The 21306-nt window shown below is 45.9% G+C and carries 21 protein-coding genes; 5 read left to right on the top strand and 16 right to left on the bottom strand.

The annotated features are described in order from the left end of the window. Window positions 1–71: 71 nt before the first annotated feature. A complete protein-coding gene (locus M9196_RS12780; protein ID WP_250617913.1) occupies window positions 72–668 on the bottom strand; it encodes a LysE family translocator in 597 nt (198 codons plus the stop codon). A gap of 130 nt (window positions 669–798) precedes the next feature. Here M9196_RS12780 and M9196_RS12775 point away from each other — a divergent pair, with 130 nt between their 5' ends. The 5 genes from M9196_RS12775 (at window position 799) to crp (ending at window position 5440) form a co-directional block, all read left to right on the top strand. Next, window positions 799–2187 carry an aminotransferase-like domain-containing protein gene (locus M9196_RS12775; protein ID WP_250617912.1) on the top strand — a complete coding sequence of 463 codons (1389 nt, stop codon included), beginning with the start codon at window positions 799–801 and terminating at the stop codon, window positions 2185–2187. After that, window positions 2184–3182 carry a hydrolase gene (locus tag M9196_RS12770; RefSeq protein ID WP_250617911.1) on the top strand — a complete coding sequence of 333 codons (999 nt, stop codon included), beginning with the start codon at window positions 2184–2186 and terminating at the stop codon, window positions 3180–3182. The genes M9196_RS12775 and M9196_RS12770 overlap by 4 nt, the downstream gene beginning before the upstream one ends. 61 nt (window positions 3183–3243) lie before the next feature. Continuing rightward, on the top strand, window positions 3244–3456 hold the full coding sequence (locus M9196_RS12765) for a YheU family protein (protein WP_250617910.1): 213 nt from the start codon (window positions 3244–3246) through the stop codon (window positions 3454–3456). Window positions 3457–3693: 237 nt separating this feature from the next. Further along, on the top strand, window positions 3694–4563 hold the full coding sequence (locus M9196_RS12760) for a phosphoribulokinase (protein WP_250617909.1): 870 nt from the start codon (window positions 3694–3696) through the stop codon (window positions 4561–4563). A gap of 244 nt (window positions 4564–4807) precedes the next feature. Then, window positions 4808–5440 carry a cAMP-activated global transcriptional regulator CRP gene (crp, locus tag M9196_RS12755; protein ID WP_009602948.1) on the top strand — a complete coding sequence of 211 codons (633 nt, stop codon included), beginning with the start codon at window positions 4808–4810 and terminating at the stop codon, window positions 5438–5440. 94 nt (window positions 5441–5534) lie between these two features. Here the strand turns inward: crp and M9196_RS12750 are convergent, their stop codons facing one another. The 15 genes from M9196_RS12750 to pilO form a co-directional block, all read right to left on the bottom strand. After that, window positions 5535–6326, bottom strand: a complete 792-nt coding sequence (locus M9196_RS12750) for a DUF1338 domain-containing protein (RefSeq protein ID WP_250617908.1) — start codon at window positions 6324–6326, stop codon at window positions 5535–5537. A 10-nt stretch (window positions 6327–6336) separates the two neighbouring features. Continuing rightward, window positions 6337–7794 (bottom strand): succinylglutamate-semialdehyde dehydrogenase, encoded by a 1458-nt coding sequence (gene astD / locus M9196_RS12745; RefSeq protein WP_250617907.1) that lies wholly within the window; start codon window positions 7792–7794, stop codon window positions 6337–6339. An 89-nt stretch (window positions 7795–7883) separates the two neighbouring features. Next, on the bottom strand, window positions 7884–8903 hold the full coding sequence (gene astA, locus M9196_RS12740; protein WP_250617906.1) for an arginine N-succinyltransferase: 1020 nt from the start codon (window positions 8901–8903) through the stop codon (window positions 7884–7886). Between the two features lie 81 nt (window positions 8904–8984). Next, window positions 8985–10196 carry an aspartate aminotransferase family protein gene (locus M9196_RS12735; RefSeq protein WP_250617905.1) on the bottom strand — a complete coding sequence of 404 codons (1212 nt, stop codon included), beginning with the start codon at window positions 10194–10196 and terminating at the stop codon, window positions 8985–8987. A gap of 392 nt (window positions 10197–10588) precedes the next feature. Further along, window positions 10589–11167, bottom strand: a complete 579-nt coding sequence (locus M9196_RS12730; protein ID WP_250617904.1) for an aminodeoxychorismate/anthranilate synthase component II — start codon at window positions 11165–11167, stop codon at window positions 10589–10591. Window positions 11168–11378: 211 nt separating this feature from the next. Further along, window positions 11379–12395, bottom strand: coding sequence for a tryptophan--tRNA ligase (trpS, locus tag M9196_RS12725; RefSeq protein WP_250617903.1), 1017 nt, complete (start codon window positions 12393–12395; stop codon window positions 11379–11381). Between the two features lie 165 nt (window positions 12396–12560). Further along, window positions 12561–13256, bottom strand: coding sequence for a phosphoglycolate phosphatase (locus M9196_RS12720; RefSeq protein ID WP_250617902.1), 696 nt, complete (start codon window positions 13254–13256; stop codon window positions 12561–12563). 16 nt (window positions 13257–13272) lie between these two features. Next, window positions 13273–13947 (bottom strand): ribulose-phosphate 3-epimerase, encoded by a 675-nt coding sequence (gene rpe / locus M9196_RS12715; protein WP_250617901.1) that lies wholly within the window; start codon window positions 13945–13947, stop codon window positions 13273–13275. Between the two features lie 70 nt (window positions 13948–14017). Then, complete coding sequence (locus M9196_RS12710) at window positions 14018–14914, bottom strand: Dam family site-specific DNA-(adenine-N6)-methyltransferase (protein WP_250617900.1); 897 nt, start codon at window positions 14912–14914, stop codon at window positions 14018–14020. A gap of 111 nt (window positions 14915–15025) precedes the next feature. Then, window positions 15026–16477: an AAA family ATPase gene (locus tag M9196_RS12705; protein WP_250617899.1), complete on the bottom strand. Its 1452-nt coding sequence runs from the start codon at window positions 16475–16477 to the stop codon at window positions 15026–15028. Window positions 16478–16662: 185 nt separating this feature from the next. Further along, window positions 16663–17748: a 3-dehydroquinate synthase gene (gene aroB, locus M9196_RS12700; protein ID WP_250617898.1), complete on the bottom strand. Its 1086-nt coding sequence runs from the start codon at window positions 17746–17748 to the stop codon at window positions 16663–16665. A gap of 31 nt (window positions 17749–17779) precedes the next feature. After that, complete coding sequence (gene aroK / locus M9196_RS12695) at window positions 17780–18298, bottom strand: shikimate kinase AroK (protein ID WP_102469717.1); 519 nt, start codon at window positions 18296–18298, stop codon at window positions 17780–17782. Between the two features lie 194 nt (window positions 18299–18492). Continuing rightward, window positions 18493–20184, bottom strand: a complete 1692-nt coding sequence (locus M9196_RS12690; RefSeq protein WP_406707683.1) for a type IV pilus secretin PilQ — start codon at window positions 20182–20184, stop codon at window positions 18493–18495. A 25-nt stretch (window positions 20185–20209) separates the two neighbouring features. After that, window positions 20210–20713: a pilus assembly protein PilP gene (locus M9196_RS12685; RefSeq protein WP_250617897.1), complete on the bottom strand. Its 504-nt coding sequence runs from the start codon at window positions 20711–20713 to the stop codon at window positions 20210–20212. Further along, window positions 20703–21305, bottom strand: coding sequence for a type IV pilus inner membrane component PilO (gene pilO, locus M9196_RS12680; protein ID WP_250617896.1), 603 nt, complete (start codon window positions 21303–21305; stop codon window positions 20703–20705). The genes M9196_RS12685 and pilO overlap by 11 nt, the downstream gene beginning before the upstream one ends. Window position 21306 lies beyond the last annotated feature (1 nt).

Genomic DNA, 21306 nt, shown 5'->3' with positions numbered 1-21306 from the left:
CGTGATTACCCAATAAACGGCTTGCCCAATAACCTTCTTTATTCCATCAACTCCTTTACTCAATAAACTTGCTACCAAATAAACAGCACACATGATGCTGTCAGCATCGCCATACTCGAGTTAAAGCGCTTCCACGCAATCGGTGTTGACAACCAACGGCGAATTACGGTGCCAAATCCAATCCACACCGATGATGTCTGAAGTTGAATCAATAAAAAAATCAATGAAATAGCCAGTAATGAAAGCCAGTAGTGCTCGCCCGCTAACGAAAATGAACTCACCGCTGTGACCGACATTAACCACGCTTTAGGGTTTAAATACTGAAACAACACCGCCTCAAAGCACGTCATCGGTTTTGCTTGATCATCCTGATCATTTTTATTGATCCCTGCCGATAAAATTCGCCACGCCAAATACAATAGATAGCCACTCCCTAACCATTTCAATAATGTTTGGACCATAGGATAATTCGTGAATACCACCCCTAACCCCGCACCATTTAGCAATATCAAGCTAATCAACCCAAGGCCAATTCCTAAGCAGTGCGGCAGGGTTTTTACATAACCAAAATTTGCCCCAGAAGCGGTTAACATCACGTTGTTTGGTCCCGGAGTCCCCGTCATGACAGCCGCAAATACAGCAACAGAAACAATAAATGACCATTCCATCGTATTCTCCTCACTCTAACATTAAATTGTATCGATACAATCTTACAAATAAGTGTTGATAAAATGTAAGATAGCCGACAAAATAACCATAACAATGGATTAAACTCGACGCAAAAGGTTTATTGTCACCATGACAATCACAGACATTATCGTACTCAAGCAAGATCCCGTGCCGATCTATAAACAGATCGCTGATCAAATCAGTGAAAAAATTGAAAGTGGTCGCCTTAAAAGCAATGACAAGCTCCCGACCCATCGCTGGTTAGCCGACAAGTTGTCCGTAACAGTGGGCACTATCACCCGAGCCTATGCTGAAGTTGAACGCCGTGGTTTAGTCGAAGCAAGAGTTGGAGCGGGCACTTATGTCACGGATAACAACAAACCGACTTGGCTGTTTGAAGAGATCGCTGACGATGCAAACGAATGTAATTTTAGCTACAACATCCCTCCCCGACTCGATCGCAGTGATATGTTGAAACAAGCAATGCAGCGCATTAGTCAATCGCCACAACACCTTAATCAACTCATGATCTATCAGCCACCAGCCGGGTTTGATAGCCATCGTACAATCGTAAGTCAGTGGCTCAAAGAGAAAGGCATCCACTTAGATGTCAGTACATTACTGTTCAGTTCTGGAGCCCAGCATGCCATCCAAATGGTGCTAGACACCTTTACCCGCCCCGGCGATACCGTATTGGTCGAGCAATACACCTATCCCGGCGTGATCAGCCTTGCTCGGCAGAATCAACTGACGCTTAAGGGCGTTGAAATGGATGATGAAGGCATCACTCCGGAGTCATTAGAAGTATGCTGCAATCGCTACTCCCCACGGTTTCTTTACCTAACACCGACATTGCAAAATCCGACGACGGCCATTATGTCGACGCAGCGACGACACGCTATCGTCACCATTTGCCAAGCGCATAACGTTTATATTATCGAAGATGACATCAATGGGTTGTTGCTCGATTCCCCGCCAGAGCCTCTAGTGAACTTAGCACCTGATCACGTCATTTATATTGGGGCGTTCTCAAAATGCTTGGCGCCCGGCCTTCGCGTTGGTTACCTTTGCGCGCCTAAAAAATTGTACCCACCACTTGTCGTCACGTTGCAGAATCACAGTTGGATGATCAGCCCTTTGCTGGTTGCTTTGACCTGCGAGATGTTGATATCTGGAGACGCAGAGCGCAACATTGCCATGATTCGCAACGAAATGCGCCAAAGAATGGCAGCAACAACACAAGTACTTGGTGCGTTTAACATGCGCTATGAACAAGGCGGCTTTCACGTTTGGCTGACTCTTCCTGAGCAATGGCGCCTGAGTGAGTTTGTCCAAAAAGCGGCGGAATTAGGCGTAATTGTTAAATCAGGGGAATTATTCGCGCCACCCGGTGGCACTGTCGCCCCTGCAATACGTCTTTCATTAAGCTCCCCACAAACGATCGAACAACTTAAAATCGGCGTAGAAAAACTCAACACGCTTTTATTATCCAACCCAATCAGTGAATTTACACTATGAGCACACCTACATTATTGCCGTTTATCGCCGCTAAGGGGCTTGGCAACGCCCATATTCAAACCTTAATTCCGCGCATTATTCGTCGAGGTACACTGTTTAGCCCGGTCTGGGAAACACTCGATACGCCAGATGATGACTTTGTCGAGCTAGCTTGGAGTGAAGACCCACACAAAGAAAGTGCCAAAAATAAGCCGATTTTTGTGCTGTTTCATGGTTTAGAAGGCAGCTTTGATAGCCCTTACGCGAATGGCTTAATGCACGCGTTTGCCAGCCAAGGGTGGTTAGCGGTCATGATGCACTTTCGCGGCTGTGGTCCAACACCAAACCGACTGGCTCGTGCGTATCATTCAGGAGAAATTGGCGATGCTCGACACTTCATCGAGCTTTTGGATCATCGTTACCCAAATGCCAATAAGGTTGCCGTAGGCATTTCACTCGGTGGTAACATGCTGAGTAATTACCTTGCCCATTATAAGCATGACACCAAACTGACTAGCGCGACTATCGTCTCTGCTCCCCTTGACCTTGCAGCATGTTCTAGACGTATCGAACAAGGGTTTTCAAAGGTTTACCGTAAGTATCTCGTCTCTTCATTAAAGAAGAACGCGTTAAATAAAATACACCTTTTAAGCGAGGCGCTCGATCTCACCGCTGAGCACGTGCAAGGTATGACGAAGCTTTATGAATTCGATAATTTAATCACCGCCCCACTACATGGATTCAAAAACGCCGACGATTACTACCAGCAATGTTCCGCATTACCACGGCTAAATGATATCGTGATTCCGACTCAATTCATCCACGCCAAAGACGACCCCTTCATGAGTCATGAAGTCATTCCTAATTATGAATTGCCGACCCACCTTAGCTATCACTTACTGGAGCGAGGCGGTCATGTTGGTTTCTTGTCTGGCAGTTGGTCAAAGCCTACTTTTTGGCTAGAAGAAGTGCTGCCTAAGTACTATCAGCACCTGCGAGTTGCGCCGACCTCGTGATTTAACTTAAGAATGCTTGAACTCTGATATACTCTCGCCATCATGAAAGAGAGAGGTATTTATGATCATTCCATGGCAACAAATCGCGCCTGAAACATTGGATAATTTAATCCAAGAGTTTGTGCTGCGTGAAGGCACGGATTACGGTGAAAGCGAATTCAGTTTAGCCGACAAGCTCGCGCACGTCAGAGGCCAACTCGAGTCAGGCGAAGCCGTCATTGTTTTCTCTGAACTGCATGAAACGGTCGACATCAAATTGCGTCACTCGCTGTAAATGTCCCTCCTTTGGACACGCGTCGCGTAATGAAGTGCTATAGTAAGCCTCTCATTATTTGAAAATGCCACGTCGACGATAGTGATGTCCATTGGCGCTAACATCGCGGCGCCATGGTTTAAGCTCTAAGGTTTAAATATTTAAAGATTTAAGCTTTAAGACTCGGCATCAGTGTCACGACAATTCTCTCCTACACACAGGAAGAGACAATAACTAGAAAATTACACAGGAAGTGTTATGTCAGCTAAACACCCGATTATCGCGGTGACCGGTTCCTCAGGAGCGGGTACCACAACAACGTCAGAAGCGTTCCGCAAGATGTTCAATATGATGAGCATTAAACCCGCTTTCATTGAAGGTGATAGCTTCCATCGCTTTACTCGACCAGAAATGGACGTTGAGATCCGTAAAGCGAAAGAGCAAGGAAAGCACATCAGTTATTTTGGCCCTCAGGCGAATGACTTTCCGGCACTCGAAACCTTCTTTAAAAACTACGGACAAAACGGCGTGGGTCAATTTAGACGTTACCTGCATACGTTTGATGAAGCCGTCCCTTACAATCAAATGCCCGGTACTTTTACACCATGGCAAGATCTGCCCGATAATTCAGACGTTCTATTCTACGAAGGCTTACATGGCGGCGTCGTTGATGGCGCAATCAACGCCGCTCAACATGTTGATCTATTGATAGGCATGGTCCCTATCGTCAACCTTGAATGGATTCAAAAATTCGTACGCGATACGCGTGACAGAGGGCACTCTCGTGAAGCGGTGACCGACTCCATCGTACGTTCAATGGATGACTACCTAAGCTACATTACCCCGCAGTTTTCGCGTACTCATATTAACTTTCAGCGCGTGCCGACCGTCGATACTTCAAATCCTCTCAATGCCAAAGGCATCCCAAGCCTTGATGAGAGTTTCGTGGTCATTCGTTTACGAGGGATAAAAAATGTCGACTATCCTTACCTGCTTGCCATGATAGATGGATCATTTATGTCACGTCATAACACCATCGTTGTGCCCGGTGGAAAAATGAGCTTTGCGATGGAATTAATCGTCCGACCTATACTACAGCAGCTAATAGAAACAGGGAAAATAGGTTAGTTTTTTGCGCCTAAACTTAGATGATTTTTTATACCGTGATCATGTGCACAGTTTTGTATAGAAAAAGGGTCTGATGACACGATTAAAATCAAGAAAGTCCGCGCAAAAAAGGATACTATTTCTTTGAAACAGAAGATCGCTTGCGCCATCTTCAAAGTGCTTTTATGCTAGTAAGTCCTAACACAATGGACTTGCTATTATATATGGAAAGCAGCAAGCATACCCTGCAGAGGAAGTAAGAAATATGGTTCTAGGTAAACCTCAAACCGACCCAACGCTAGAGTGGTTCCTTTCACATTGTCATATTCACAAGTACCCTTCAAAAAGCACGCTGATTCATGCGGGCGAGAAGGCAGAGACTCTTTACTACATCGTAAAAGGTTCTGTTGCAGTACTTATTAAAGATGAAGAAGGCAAAGAGATGATCTTGTCTTACCTTAACCAAGGTGACTTCATCGGTGAACTAGGCCTATTTGAAGAAGACCAAGAACGTACAGCGTGGGTGCGAGCTAAATCACCTTGTGAAGTGGCTGAAATTTCATTTAAGAAATTCCGTCAACTTATCCAAGTTAACCCAGATATTCTCATGCGCTTATCTTCTCAGATGGCAAGTCGCCTACAAGTGACAAGCCAGAAAGTGGGTGACCTTGCGTTCCTTGACGTAACAGGTCGTATTGCTCAGACGCTACTTAACCTAGCGAAACAACCTGATGCAATGACTCACCCTGACGGCATGCAAATCAAGATTACTCGTCAAGAAATCGGCCAAATCGTTGGTTGTTCTCGTGAGACAGTAGGACGTATTCTTAAGATGCTGGAAGAGCAGAACCTTATTTCTGCTCACGGTAAGACTATTGTGGTCTACGGCACTCGTTAATCGACGCCTTTAGACATTCAAAAAGCCACCGCAAGGTGGCTTTTTTATTGGGGAAGCGCTTAACAGTTATGGATGGGTAGTTATGGATGGAAAATTATTGATGAGTACTCTCAAAAATTTTATCTGCAGACGCCGCTACAAACCCTTGATAGTAATTTCCATCTGCCATTTGATAGCGCTTGGCAAATTCATAGAAACCGCCAGGAATGCTCTGCTCGCCATCACTAAACATCACCGACACCTTATCGGCCATCGTCGAAGACTGTTCGAGTAGTACCTCAGGTGACCCTTTCACCTCACCACCCGACTCGTTAATGTTGAAGCTTTCTTTACGCAGGTAGTCATTCACCTCCGTCACCTCGGCAAAACGAGTAAGTTGATTCACACTCACGGTAAAATGGTTAGCACCAAAGCCATGCGCTGCAAGCCATGACGCATATTCACTCTCTTTGGCTAATGTTTGGTAATCTTCAGAGCTTAACGTCCACATACGGCCGCCAAACAAGAAATCATCAACCACCAATTGCGAACTCTCTACTTGGCTTACCAACTTCGTCACGATAGCTTGCAGCTTCGCTGAGCACTGTTCAACGCGAAGCTCACTGATGAATACTTTTGGCAATCTCTCGTCACGGTGTTGTAGATGAATCGCAGACAGCTTTTTCGCTGCAAAGTCATACTCACCCGCTTGTTGATAACCAAGCTTAAGAAACGGTTTTGCTAATGTCTCAATACCCACAGGCGAGAGGTTGAAGGTACGCAACGCAATATGATCATTGATCAGCGCCTCTCCCTCTTTTAACAACGCCTGCACTTTTGCCGCTGATGGGCATAATCGCTGAGTGTAGTCTTGCCACAACTGTGAAAATAACTGTTCTGCCGTCATCTTTCGCTCCTTAAAGATCGAGACCAGGGCTTAATGTCGCAGGCAGCACGGTTTGCTCCCCTTCCATCGACGCCATTGGGTAAGCGCAATAATCTGCCGCATAGTAGGCGCTTGGTCGTAGGTTCCCCGAAGCACCCGGACCACCAAATGGTGCATCACCACTTGCTCCCGTCAGCTGACGGTTGCGGTTTACAATCCCTGCGCGAATATGGTCCACAAAATACAACCACTCATCGTCATTGGTTGAAATCAAACCTGCCGATAAACCAAATCGAGTGTCATTCGCCAGCTCAACGGCTTGCGGTAGCGTTTCGTAACGCACAAGCTGTAATAACGGCCCAAAGTATTCCTCATCCGGTAACGTCGCTATTGCCGTAGCATCTATCAAGCCCGGCGTCACAAACGCGGCCTGTAACTGCTTCGATTCTACTAAACTCTTACCACCTAGCGATTGCAGTGTCGCTTGAGCCTGCATAATGTGCTGGGCGGCCTGTATCGAGATTTGCGGCCCCATGAAAGGTGCTGGAGTAGCAAAGGGTTCATCAATTCGAATCTTGGCTATCGCGGCCACCAACGCATCAACGAGTTGGTCTCCATTATCGCCAAACGGCACATACAAGCGACGAGCACAGGTACAGCGCTGCCCAGCACTGATGTAGGCAGATTGGAGAATAGTGTAGACCGTCGCATCAAGCTCACCATAGGCATCACTCACGACCAACGGGTTATTTCCGCCCATTTCCAGCGCCAACATTTTGTCTGGCTGACCAGCAAATTGACGATGCAATACATGACCCGTATTCGCGCTACCGGTAAACAACACCCCATCAATACCTTTGGCGTCAGCCAAAGCAATGCCGGTTTCTTTGCCGCCTTGTACAAGATTAATCACGCCATCTGGTAACCCGGCTTCTTGCCAGAGTTGCATGGCAAGCTCGCCCACTAATGGGGTTTGTTCTGAAGGCTTAAACACCACCGTGTTGCCAGCCAATAGTGCCGGAACAATATGTCCGTTAGGCAAATGCCCCGGAAAGTTATAGGGACCAAAGACCGCCATGACACCCAATGGACGGTGGCGCAGTACGATTTGGTTGCCCGCCGCCTCACGCTGCGAACTGCCCGTTCTGTCATGGTACGCGCGAATTGAGATGGCAATTTTACCAGCCATTGCTCCCGCTTCCGTTCGGGTTTCCCACAATGGTTTGCCCGTTTCTTTGGCAATCGCGACCGCAATGTCTTCACTACGCGCTTTTAGTTTTTCCGCAAACGCGAGAACCACAGCTTCACGCTCTTCAAATGAACGCTTTTTCCAGCTCACAAACGCTTTTCTAGCTGATGAGACGGCTAACTCTACCTGTACTGGCGTCGCCGATTTCCCCTGCCATATCACCTCATTGTTATACGGTGACAGCGAGTCAAATTGCTCACCAAGTCCTGCGATCCATTGTCCTGCGATCCATTGCGTCATCGAAAGTTCCTTAACATAGTAATTAGTGAAGAGCCTGCACCTCAGAGGTTACATCGTGATAAATACGACAAGAGATGCAGTAACGCGCGTTATTGAGCCAACATGCGAACCATATCGCCTTCAGAAAGGTTCAAGGCGTCAGCGACATCCGGTGCTAGCAATACATGCTGACTTTCAGCGTCATAAGCCGCTTTTGCCGCGGTCGCTCTAAAGTGTTCAAAAGACGTATTAGCAATAAGGTAATCTTGCGAACTGGCATGCTCAGCAATGGTGACCTTGGCGCGGAATGAGTTCCGAATCGCCTGAATGTTCTGTAAGTCACACTCAACCGTCGGACCTGCGTCAAAAATATCGACATAGTTACGACACGTGAAGCCTTCTCTTTCCAGTAACTTCAAAGCAGGTCTAGTATTGTCATGCACTTGACCAATCACCGCTTGCGCCTCTTTGCTTAACAGATTGACGTAAATGGGTAGCTTCGGCATTAAATCTGCGATGAAGCCTTTCTTACCGATACCCGTTAAGTAATCTGCCATGGTAAAATCAATGGAGAAAAAGTGCTCTTGCAGCCATTGCCAAAATGGTGAGTTACCTTCGGCATCAGACACACCGCGCATCTCGGCAAAAATGGTTTTTGAGAAACGATGTGGGTGTTCAGCCATCATTAAAAAACGAGATTTAGACATTAATCGTCCATTCAGTCCCGCTCGATAATCCGGTCGTAAAAATAACGTACAGATCTCACTACAACCGGTGTAGTTATTGCCAAATGTCAGCAATTTCACCACGTTATTCACGCCTAGCTTAGGAGAAGAGTGCACGACCGTGCTGATGTGATAAGAATAGAATGGCACATCCCAACCTATCGCCCCTTCAATTCCCGTGGTACCAGCCACCTCGCCAGTGTCACGATCATAGCCCACCATCAAGTAACCTTCGTCCGTCGGTTCTGAGACATCCGGTTTACTAAAACTGTACTCTGAGTGAGTAATTCGATTGGTAAGAAGCTCTTCATTAACAGGAAGAGAAGTAAAGCCGTGACCAGACTCAACCGCACAAGTGTGCAAGGCATCGTAGTCAGATATCGTAATAGGACGAACAACAAGCATCAATAATCCCTCCGACGCAAACTCTCTTGGTACATCCACACCCAAGAGAGCCATTTAAATACAAGTTAAGCTAACGATTGTTTAGAGTAAGGTACTAATCGCCTTATCTAACTTCGCTAGACCTGCTTCAACTTCTTGTTTGCTGATGACAAGTGATGGCGTAAAACGAACCACATTCATTCCCGCAACCAGTACCATCAAACCTTGAGCACCTGCCGCCACTAATACATCACGAGCGCGGCCTTGCCACTGTTCATTGAGCGCAGCACCAAGCAATAGCCCCTTGCCACGAATTTCGCTAAAGATATCGTATTTTGCATTAATGGCTTCTAATCCTTCACGGAACCACGCCTCACGCTCAGCAACACCGGCGAGCACGTCAGGGGAAGACACCACATCTACCACAGCTTCAGCCACGGCACACGCTAACGGGTTGCCGCCATAAGTTGAACCGTGCGTACCCACTTTCATATGCGCCGCTAACGCTTTTGTCGTTAACATGGCACCAATAGGGAAACCGCCTCCTAGCGACTTCGCCGTGCTAAGAATATCAGGCGTGATACCTAGACCTTGATACGCGTAAAATTGCCCGGTACGACCGTTGCCCGTTTGTACTTCATCAAAAATAAGCAGCGCGTTGTATTTATCACAGAGCTCACGAACCGCCTGTACGAATTCAGGTTGTGGCGAAATAATCCCACCCTCACCTTGCAACGGCTCCATCATAATGGCGCAGGTCTTATCCGACATCTGTGCTTCTAGCGCGGCAATATCATTGTAAGGAACATGCTGTATATCACCGGGTTTAGGACCAAAGCCATCGGAATACGCGGCTTGTCCACCTACGGTAACGGTAAAAAACGTTCGGCCGTGAAACCCTTGGTTAAACGCAATGATCTCTGATTTTTCCGGACCATGAACATCCACAGCCCAACGACGCGCCAGTTTTAATGCTGCTTCATTGGCTTCCGCGCCAGAGTTAGCAAAAAACACACGCTCAGCAAAACTGACTTCGGTTAATTTTTTGGCTAGGCGCAGTGCCGGCTCATTCGTCATGACATTACTTAAGTGCCAAATTTTATTCGCCTGCTCCGTCACGGCATTGACCATCGCTGGGTGACAATGCCCCAAACAACTCACCGCGATCCCACCAGCAAAATCAATATACTCATTACCTTGCTGATCCCATACGCGTGCACCCTCACCCTTAACCGGGATCATTTCCATTGGGTTATAACAAGGCACCATGACCTCATCAAACCATTCACGGGATACTGTTTTTTCCATTGTCATAACACGTTCCTTTTAATTACTGCGCATGAGAAAAGGGGGCATCATATTCACGTAAGGTCTATTACAAATATAGAACGAACCTTCACGCTTTCTAGTGAAGAAAAAACTTCTCACCACTCCTCATAGATGCAGCATTGTATTTACAATTATTTAACCAACACAATAGCAGAAAATGCTTTTCCACCATCACTCGACTCAATCAAGGCATAATCCATTGCGTATTTATGCGTTATTTTTGAATTTAAATGAAGTGTTTTTTCATGATTTATCAAATAAATGAACAGGGAGGGCTCTGTCACGACTTTGTATCAGAATTAGCGAATAGTTTTGCATCTTCATAAGTAAAACTGATGAAGGATAAGAAAAGATGAAAGGGTGATCTTGATCGGAAACTAAGCGTGTAAGAAATTACTCAGTAGCTCATGACCTTGTTCTGTTTTGATGGATTCAGGGTGAAATTGTACGGCATGAATGTTTAGCGTTCGATGTTGGTAGCCCATAATTTCATCAAAATCACCATTGGGAAGCTCAGTCCACGCGGTAACATCAAAACAATCTGGAAGCGTATCTCGCTTCACAATAAGTGAATGGTAGCGGGTGACGGTCAGCGGATTATTAAGCCCGGCAAACACACTGCGGTTGTTGTGCTTAATTGGCGACGTTTTACCGTGCATCACCTGACGAGCACGAACAACATCGCCGCCAAAAACTTGCGCAATCGCTTGATGACCTAAACACACCCCAAGAAGTGGCAACTTTCCAGCAAAATGTCGGATAGCATCCAGTGAGATCCCGGCTTCATTAGGCGTACAAGGGCCCGGTGAAATGACAAGGTGAGACGGGTTAAGTGCTTCAATTCCAGCAATATCAATGTCGTCATTGCGCACGACTTTAACGTCTACACCCAATTCACAGAAGTACTGGAATAGGTTGTAAGTAAAAGAGTCGTAGTTATCAATGATGAGTAGCATAGCGCTCGCTGTAAAATCGAATTTGCCAAAAATAAGGCGGTATTTTGCAACAAGATGGCAGAAAGGCAAGTAAAAAGAGGAAGAAAGGCAGCAGTAAAGCCTATAACAACTTTACCGCTGGTTGGTGCTAATGTCGTATACGTCCTTGTCGATATCGTTTACATCGATATTAACGCTGTTTCGATAGATATTAAGGAGGTTACTGTTATCGCTATGGGCGAGTTACGAAACCCACCGCTTTGTAAGCGTTTGCCAACGTCACCGCTGCGCGCTCTGACGCCTTCTCGGCGCCTTGACGCATTACGTCATCCATATACGCGCGATCAGCACGAATACGCTTATATTCGCTCTGGATTGGCTCTAACATCGCCACCAAGGCTTCGCCTACGTCTTTCTTAAATGGACCATACATTTCCACGCCAGCATATTGCGCTTCAATTTCAGCAAAAGACTTACCCGTCGCGGCCGAATACAAACCCATTAGGTTAGAGATACCGGCTTTGCTTTCCCAATCGTGAGCGATGCGAGGTGGCGTTTCTGCATCGGTTTGTGCCTTGTTGATCTTCTTCAGAATCGACTTAGGCTCTTCTAGCAAGGTAATCACGTTCTTACGGTTATCATCCGACTTCGACATTTTCTTCGTCGCGTCTTGCAAGCTCATCACTCGTGCATTCACCGTTGGGATATACGGTTCTGGAACCGTAAACAGTGGCGCTTCTGGCGTATAAATATTATTGAAGCGCGTTGCGATATCTCGCGCTAACTCAAGGTGCTGCTTTTGGTCACTTCCTACTGGCACTTGGTGCGCGCCGTAAAGAAGGATATCGGCAGCCATCAATACCGGGTAATCATAAAGGCCAACGTTAACATCATTCGCGTAGCGTTGTGACTTGTCCTTAAACTGAGTCATACGATTCAGCTCACCCATTTGGGTATAACAGTTAAGAAGCCAACCAAGCTGAGCATGTTCCGGTACGTGAGACTGGACAAATAGCGTGCTCTTCTTAGGATCAACACCAACCGCGAGACAAATTGCCAATGCATCTAACGTCGCTTCATGCAGTGCTTTAGGGTCCTGACGAACCGTAATCGCATGTAGATCGACCACGCAGTACTGACAATCATAATCGTCTTGCATCTGTTGCCATTGACGTAGAGCACCCAAGTAGTTACCGATACTTAGTTCACCTGATGGTTGAACACCACTCAATACAATGGGTTTGCTCATAACTATGATTCCTTCGACTTCTTAATGAGATAATTCGGATAATGAAAAACCGCGTAATATCTTACGCGGTTTTAGCAGTGTACCCATTAGCCAATTTTTTGCTATAGCCATGAGGACTTTTTTATTGCTCTGGAAGGGAATTAGGCCCGAGCACCGTCTTCGACGCTAATTTACCGCGCTTAGCACGCCATGATTGACCGCATTTAGGACGTCAGCAACATCATCGGCGACAAAGTCTGGTTTCGCATTGGCAATAGGTTCACCGTGGTTATAGCCATACGTAAGACCAAATGCCAAGCAACCAGCATTGCGCGCAGCCAAAATGTCATTTTGTGAATCGCCAACCATCAACACTTCACCTGGTGACACTTGCTCTTGCTCCATCAGCCAGTTCAATGCCACTGGGTCAGGTTTTTTCTTAGGGAACGCATCGCCACCTAATACATACTTGAAGTATTTTTCAAGCTGATGCTGCTCAAGTAACTCTGGAACAAATTTAGACGGTTTATTGGTCAGCAAAGCCACGGTGTAACCGTTCGCCACTAAGGTATCCAATGTGCTTTGAACATTGGCATACAGATGACTCAGCTTATGGCCACTGGCGTGATAGAAATCGTCAAACAATACGCGCGCTTTCTCGCACAACTCTGCCGGAAGTTCAGGATTAACGCTAACACTCTGACTTAATGAGCGAGCAATCAGCACATCCGCGCCGTTGCCAACATAATCACGAACTTGCTCTTCGGTCACGCTTGGATAACCCAATGCTTGTACCGCTTGATCAGCCGCCAGGGCAAGATCAGGCACACTGTCGAGTAGCGTACCATCGAGATCGAAAACAACTAATTTGATAGACTGCATGACATACTTCTCTTAATTACTGCTTTACTTTCGCAAGCTCTGCGCGCATTTCATCAATAACTTCTTTGTAATCAGGACGATTGAAAATTGCAGAACCTGCAACAAACATATCCGCACCTGCTTCTGCGATTTCACGAATGTTATCCACTTTAACACCGCCATCAATTTCAAGACGAATGTCACGACCAGACTCGTCGATCAGACGACGAACCGCACGCAGCTTATCAAGTGTTGAAGGAATAAAAGATTGACCACCGAAACCAGGGTTCACTGACATCAACAAAATCATATCGACTTTATCAAGAATGTAGTCAAGGCAAGTTAATGGCGTTGCTGGATTAAGAACCACGCCCGCTTTACAGCCATGTTCTTTGATAAGTTGTAGCGTGCGATCGACATGCTCTGTTGCTTCAACATGGAAAGTAATCATCGATGCGCCCGCTTTCGCGAACTCTGGCACTAGGCTATCAACAGGTTTCACCATCAAGTGCACATCGATCGGCGCGGTAATACCGTAATCACGCAAGGCTTTACAGATAGGCGCGCCAAAACTGAGGTTAGGCACGTAGTGGTTATCCATCACATCAAAATGGACAACATCTGCGCCAGCGGCAAGGACTTTCTCTACGTCTTCACCAAGACGAGCAAAATCAGCGGATAAAATGGATGGCGCAATTAGAAAATCTGTCATACCTGACCTCAATAGAATGGATTAGCGAGCAATATTTGCGCGCAATTCTACCGAAGCCAGTGACTAAATCCTAGCGCTTATCCAAATCCGATATCATTTTTGCTGCAATCTCGGCGTTAGGATCAGGTTTGATTTTCGCTTCAGGCTGGGCTTTAGCTTCAAATAACGCTAGCAGCTCATCCACTTTATTACGTCCCGAGCCGTTACGACTAATGGTTCGTTTCACTTTCACCACGTTCAACTGCGCACCATGATAAAGGCGACGTGTGAGCGTAGTATCGTGATTCGAAATCAATACCGGAATGTGACGATCAAAGGCAGTATGTTCGGCAATATCCGCGAGCGCGGCTTGGTCATCTAATGAAAAGCCATTGCCCGCATACGAGGTAAAGTTGGCGGTATTAGATAACGGCGCATAAGGTGGATCGCAATATACGACGCTGCCTTTACGAGCACGACGAAAGGTTTCAGGATAGCCTTCACAAACAAACGTGGCCTTCTTGGCTTTTTCCGCAAAGAAAATCAGTTCTTTTTCAGGGAAGTAGGGCTTTTTATAAGAACCAAATGGAACGTTGAATCCGCCCTTCTTGTTGTAACGACATAAGCCGTTAAAACCGAAGCGGTTCATATACAAAAAGGCAACAGAACGAAATAGCACATCATCGCTTTGATTGAAATCAGCACGAACCCCAAGATACACCTCTTTTTGGTTATGCTCAGGTGTGAAGAAGCGTCTTGCCTCTTCAATGTACTTTTCCGGCTCAGTTTTAAGCAGGTTGTAGAGATTAATGAGATCAGGGTTGATATCAGCAAGTAGGTACTGGTCATAGTCGGTATTCAAAAATACCGAGCCGGCGCCAACAAAAGGCTCCACCAACTTTCTTGCGTCTGGCAAATGCTTTTGAATATCTTCGACTAAGCCATATTTTCCACCAGCCCACTTTAGAAAGGCGCGTTGCTTTTTCATTGCTTGCTCTATTTACTGCCACCCAAAATTTAAGGGAGGGGAATATATCATAATTCAATCTGTTATGTTGACCTTTCTCGCATCAACACCAGCTCTGATGGACGGCCGTTTTTACTCTTGCCAACGATCAATTTCACGATGAACCTGACTGAGCGATTTCGCCCAGGCGCCTAATGAGCGCAGCTCGTTAGGCATCGCTTCCGCCGCATCACGAGCCGCCTGAATACTCGTATATTGATCGTAAGTCACGATATACCATTTTTCATCATTACGAATGGTTGGGTAAACGCGTACTGGTTTGTCAAAAGTATGCTTATTCAGGAACTGTTGCACATCATCAAGATCGGTCATCGCGGAGATCTGTAGCGTATAAGTATTAGCGGCCATCGCCTTGAGCTCATCACGAGCAAACGAAAAAGTAATGGGCGTTTGCAACTCTGGAGAACTCTCTACATCCACAACCGTATTTTGCGGTAACACTACGGCTTGAATCTCTGCAGCATTGGCCACGGCTACCGCGGTATTATCCTCTAGCAGCGCATCAACGACATCAGAAGTAATCACCACTCGCTCTCCCGTTTCAGACACACCAACACTGGCTGTCTCAGAGGTCACTTGTGGCGGCAAGGCCATCGAATCATCCGTTGTCGCTTCTACCACGGGCATTTCTTTATTAGCGTTCGCAATTTGCTCTGCGGATGAAGCGTCGACCTCAGTGTCATTGGTTGAATGTTCCGTTTCTTCAACAACATCAATAGGCGTTGAATCATGCGCTGTGTCTGGCGATGTCAATAAGCTACGATAGCCCATAAAAATTATAATCATCAATACCACAACTAATGCGGCAATCTTAGTCGGCGAGCCAACCAGCGAACGAATTATCACTTTCTTTTCCATTGTTTGCTCCCCGAGCGCCAATATATCCCCTGGAATGGGCTTCGTCTTAGTAAACGCAGTTTTGATTCTTTTTTCAACACTTTCATCAAGGTAGCGCAGTACTAATGTCTCAAAAAACTGTGTCGCTTCCGAATCAGAGAGTTCATCGACTTCGAGTTCTATGGGTTTAATATCCAAACCATGGCTGAGACGGGACACTCGACTGTGCGTGGTATGGCTGGCGCTAAAGAGCACGACACTCACATTTTGCTGTCCGATAGTGTGAGTAGTCAGCACTAATAACCAAAGCTCTGCCAATAATGCCTGAGACAAATGCTGCGCTTCGTCGACAACAATAACAATGTCACACGCCTCACCTTCTAGAATACGCTCAATACTGTCTTGTAAGGTATCCGTCTCGCTGTACAGCTTATGTGGAAAGAGCTGGCGTAGAATATTACCGCGGATCACTTGATCATCTTGATGCGGGAAACATGTCACCAAAGACTGGTTCTTGCCATAAGCCCATGACTCCAAATAGCGATGGGCTAACCATGTTTTCCCCATCCCCAATTCGCCTATCACTGAGACAAAGTTAGACGAAAACTGAGTCAATAATTGCAGCCTTTCTAATAAATGGGTTTGCGAGTCTAATTCCATCACCCGCATTTCATAAGACAAACTCATTCGCGATCACTCTTAGCTTACAAAGCAAATTAGCCTCAAAACTAATGGCATAAAACCATCCAGTTCTAACATCAAGATTCGTACCTCTCTTGAGAGGTTAGGCTTTGATTAGCCCAAGATCTAAAAAAGGCTCCAAATAGGAGCCTTTTGTCGATTAATACCGCACACACTTCTAATATAAACTATTAGACGCGACAGAGATCAATCGCTTTTTCAATCAACTCATTGGGTACATCAGAAGCCACTTGCGCATCGCCTATTGTCGTCGGTAATACCAAGCGCAATTGACCAGACAGTACTTTTTTATCTCGCATCATATGACGCATGAAATCATCAAATGTCATTGACTCTGGCGTATGAACTGGCAATTTAGCTCGCTTAAGTATGGCAATGATACGCGACACTTGCTGCTCTGAAATATCACCGAGCAAATGAGCAGTATGAGCTGCCATTACGGTTCCCGATGACACCGCTTCTCCATGTAGCCATTTACCATACCCTAGTTCCGTTTCAATGGCATGACCAAATGTATGACCTAGGTTCAATAATGCTCGAATACCGGACTCTTTTTCATCTTGCGCCACGACTTCCGCTTTGATTGCGCAACAACGTGCAATCGCGTACGTCAACGCCGTTTGATCCAATTGGTATAGGCTATCTAAGTTTTCTTCAAGCCAATCAAAGAATTCAGCATCATAGATAATTCCATACTTAATCACCTCTGCCATTCCTGCAGCAAACTCGCGCTCAGGCAAAGTTTTCAAACAATCAATATCAATAATCACTGACTGAGGCTGATAAAAAGCCCCAACCATATTCTTACCTAAACTATGATTAACTGCTGTTTTCCCCCCAACAGAGGAGTCCACTTGAGAAAGTAATGTGGTAGGAATTTGAATGAAGTCAACACCGCGCTGATAGCACGCCGCAGAAAATCCAACAAGATCACCAATCACACCACCGCCTAACGCGACAACAACCACATCTCGGCCATAGTTGCCAGACAGTAGATGCGTCATGATGGTGTTAAAGGTATCGAGGGTTTTGTATTGCTCACCATCTGGAAGCTCTAGCAAAGAGGTTTGACAACCCTTGCTATCCAGTTGAGTGAGAATAGATTGACTATAAAGAGGGGAAACCGTGGTATTGGTAATCAGTACCACCGATTTTCCGTCTGGAATTTTAGAAAATTGCGCCGAGTCATTAAATAACCCGGCACCAATTGAAATAGGGTAGCTACGCTCACCAAGATTAACCGTAATCCGTTCCATGGTTTGCTCTCCTGTTCAAAGAAGGTTGTAATTAACCTTCTTCTAGCATTTTTACGATTTGGTTGGCTACCACTTTTGCACTTTGGTCATCAGTGCGAACAGTGTAGTCGGCCACATCTTTGTACAAGTTGTTGCGTTCATCCGCTAGCGATTCCAATACTTCGCGCGGATCATCCGTTTGCAGTAATGGGCGCTTTTTATCGCGGTTTGTGCGAGCAAGCTGCTTTTCAATTGTGGTTTCAAGATATACAACGATTCCGCGTGCAGAGAGACGGTTACGGTTTTCTTTACTCTTAACCGAACCACCACCAGTCGCAAGGACAATGCCTTGTTCCTCAGTCAGATCATTAATCACTGACTCTTCACGAATGCGGAAGCCTTCTTCGCCCTCGACGTCAAACACCCAAGAGATGTCTGCACCAGTGCGTTCTTCAATAACGGTATCAGAATCAACAAACTCCATATGAAGTTGTTGAGCTAGGTGTCTACCGATAGTGCTTTTGCCGGCGCCCATAGGGCCAACAAGGAAAATATTACGTTTTTCAGCCATGTTTAGCAGTAATTTACAACGTTAATTCAATGACATCGCCACAAGAAAATACCGAAAAAAAGCATCGGGAAAAGGGCTTGTGACACCGATTCCTCACAGACAAGACGTGATAAGACCCGAAATTATCAAGGTTAGGTGCCCCGAATGCAACTTTATTTTTCACTATTTTCAATAAAACCTATCTTTACAACAACTTAGTTAACAATTATTTCTGGCGTAACAAAGATCAGTAATTCACTTTTCCCCACTTTCTCATAGGTACGCCTAAATAACGCCCCTAAACCGGGAATATCCCCTAACAACGGCACTTTATCTACGCTATTGGTAATATTATGTTGAAATATTCCTCCCAGTACGACCGTCTCTCCATTATTGACCAACACTTGCGTTCCTATCCGCTGAGTATCAATAGCAACCGCCTCGCCTTCCCCTGTTTTCACCACCTGACTCGGTCTATCCTGTGTTACATTTAGATCGAGGACAAGTCTATTATCGGGCGTAATCTGAGGGGTAACCGTAAGCGATAACACCGCTTTTTTAAACTCAACCGACGTTGCGCCACTCGACGCTGCTTTTAAGTAAGGTATCTCAGTACCTTGTTCAATGTACGCCGACTTTTTATTGGTAGTAATCAGCCTGGGGCTCGAAATAATTTCTGCTTTTGATTCTTGCTGCAGCGCAGATAACTCCAAATCAAGCAAAACGTTAGAACCCAGACTTGCCACTTGGAATGCCAGACGCGCTGCGCTGTCCGACGTCGCGCCCAAATTAACATTAAGAAAGTCATCAACAAATGCATCGCCATCTTGTGGATCGTACAAACCTATCGTCCCTAGGTTGTTTTCAATCGAACCACCAATGGTGGTATCGCCACTCACTTTCGTTACCCCCCAACGAATGCCGAGTTCATCCATATTGCCCTCATTAATGGTGACAATACGCGCTTCAATTTGGACTTGCTTAACCGGCACATCTAAGGACGCGATAATGTCACGAATCACGGTAATATTGTCTGGTAACTCACGGAGCAACAATGAATTAGTTCGCTCATCAATCGCAATGGATCCGCGTTCCGATAACATGCTCACTTCCCCTTCTCCGCCCAGCATTGCTGCCACGTCTGAAGCCTTAGCGTAACTAATTTTAATAATCTCCGATCTAAGCTGCCCAATCTGTTGTGTCAGCTGGTTTTTCTCTAGCGCCATTTTTTCTTGCTGATCAAGCTCCGCTGTTGGCGCGACTAGCACCACATTGCCATTAATCCGCTTATCTAGCCCTTTCACGCGCAAAATAATATCTAACACTTCAGTCCATGGCACATCATCTAACCTAAGAGTGAGATTGCCTTGAACACTATCTGACACCACAAGATTGAAGTCATTGTAGTCCGCGAGCAACTGCAAGACATTCCTAACTGGGATATCTTGAAAGTTAATAGACGTTAGTTTTCCTTGATGTGCGAGCTGCCATTTTTTCTCATCGGTTTTCTCTTTAGACATCGGCAACAGCGTCACTCTTAACCGCCTGTTGTTCATTTCGTATGAGTAGTCCACATTACTTTTGGTTTCAACCAATAACCGTACATCCGGAGTATCATCAAACAGTTCTAACTGGTTCACTTCACTAGCAAAGTCTTTAACATCGATAATAGACAGTTGCTCAGGACGTATCTTGGTTTGTTTCAAGATAATGCTGACCCCATTGGCCATCGTTTCCACGTCGATTACGCTGCCAATTTTCTCTAAATTGACAATCACAACTCCCTGCTTTAGCTCATTGAGCTCAAAAAACACACCGTCAATCGCGTTCATTGGTTCGGCAACGACATTACCAACTGACCACCACACGATAGCCATCATCAGTAGCCCTTTGATTACATTACCCACAGTCCTTCGCACTACCACTTCTCCATTAATTCAACGCGAGCTTAACTTGCCTTTGAAACCAACACCCTAAACCGTCTGATAAGGTCTCATTAATAATGAGACCTTCTGAGGTCACTTGTTTTATTTGCCCATTATTTTCGCCAATATATTGCCCAGCAGTTACCTTCACCAATTGGCGATTCGGCAATTGCAGTAGACCCGTTAAGCCTTTTCCTTTACTCATAACCCCTTTGAGCGTGAGTTCCTCCAAACGGTATTGTTCTAAGTTACCTTTCCCCCTAGTTTTAGGCTGCCAACACGCTTGATTATTGGCAGGTCTTTGAGCTTGAGCCAGCTTGGGTAAATCAAAAGGCGTCCCCTGTTTAGCGTAGGTAAATGGCACGGCATCAAAAGAATAACGAGGCTGAAGCTGCGCGACTTCAATGACAATTTCTGCCTCCGTCTTTGCGACAAAGTCTGCTAAAGAGTCATCATTGGCCTGACAGCCGAGTAACCCCAAAGACAGTAGCACCCACCGACTAGTTCTCATGCTTTTGCTCCTGATTCAGCTCGCCCTGTTTAAACTGATAGGTATAAGCCCTAACCCGAAAGTGCAACGTACTGCTCTCTTGGCTCACCCTCTGCCACTCCGCATTTTCAAGCAATATAATTCTCGGCAGTTGAGCAATGGCCTGCGCGTAATCGCCGATGTTGTTGTAACTACCGGTCAATTCAATATCGAGAGGCAACTTCAATAAAAAATCCTGAGAAACACGCTTCCCCCAATCAATTCGAGTAAACGTTAAATCGTGATTCAATCCTTCTTCATTCATCGCCGCCAATAAACTGGCTAGCTCTTTTTGCTCGGGCAGTTGTTGCAGTAAAAAATCATAGTGGCTATTAAGCTCATTAAGTTGCGCTTGCATCAGCGGCAGCAACGCGGCTTTTTTAGCAACCCGACCCAGTGTTTGCTTCAACTCCTGCTCTTGCTGTTTATAATGTTCCAGTTCGTCTAGCGCTGGTTTCACTATAAAAAATGCCCCTGCAATGAGCACCATTAACAGCAATAGCAGAGCAACCAGCATTTGGGGAACCCAAGGCCAATCAGGCATTTCATCCAATTCCAAGTCGGCAACGTTCATC

This window comes from Vibrio methylphosphonaticus (genome assembly GCF_023634655.1).
GTDB classification, from domain to species: Bacteria; Pseudomonadota; Gammaproteobacteria; order Enterobacterales; family Vibrionaceae; genus Vibrio; species Vibrio methylphosphonaticus.
Note: the sequence above shows the minus strand (reverse complement) of the source record. Positions and strands in the feature narration are given on the sequence as shown.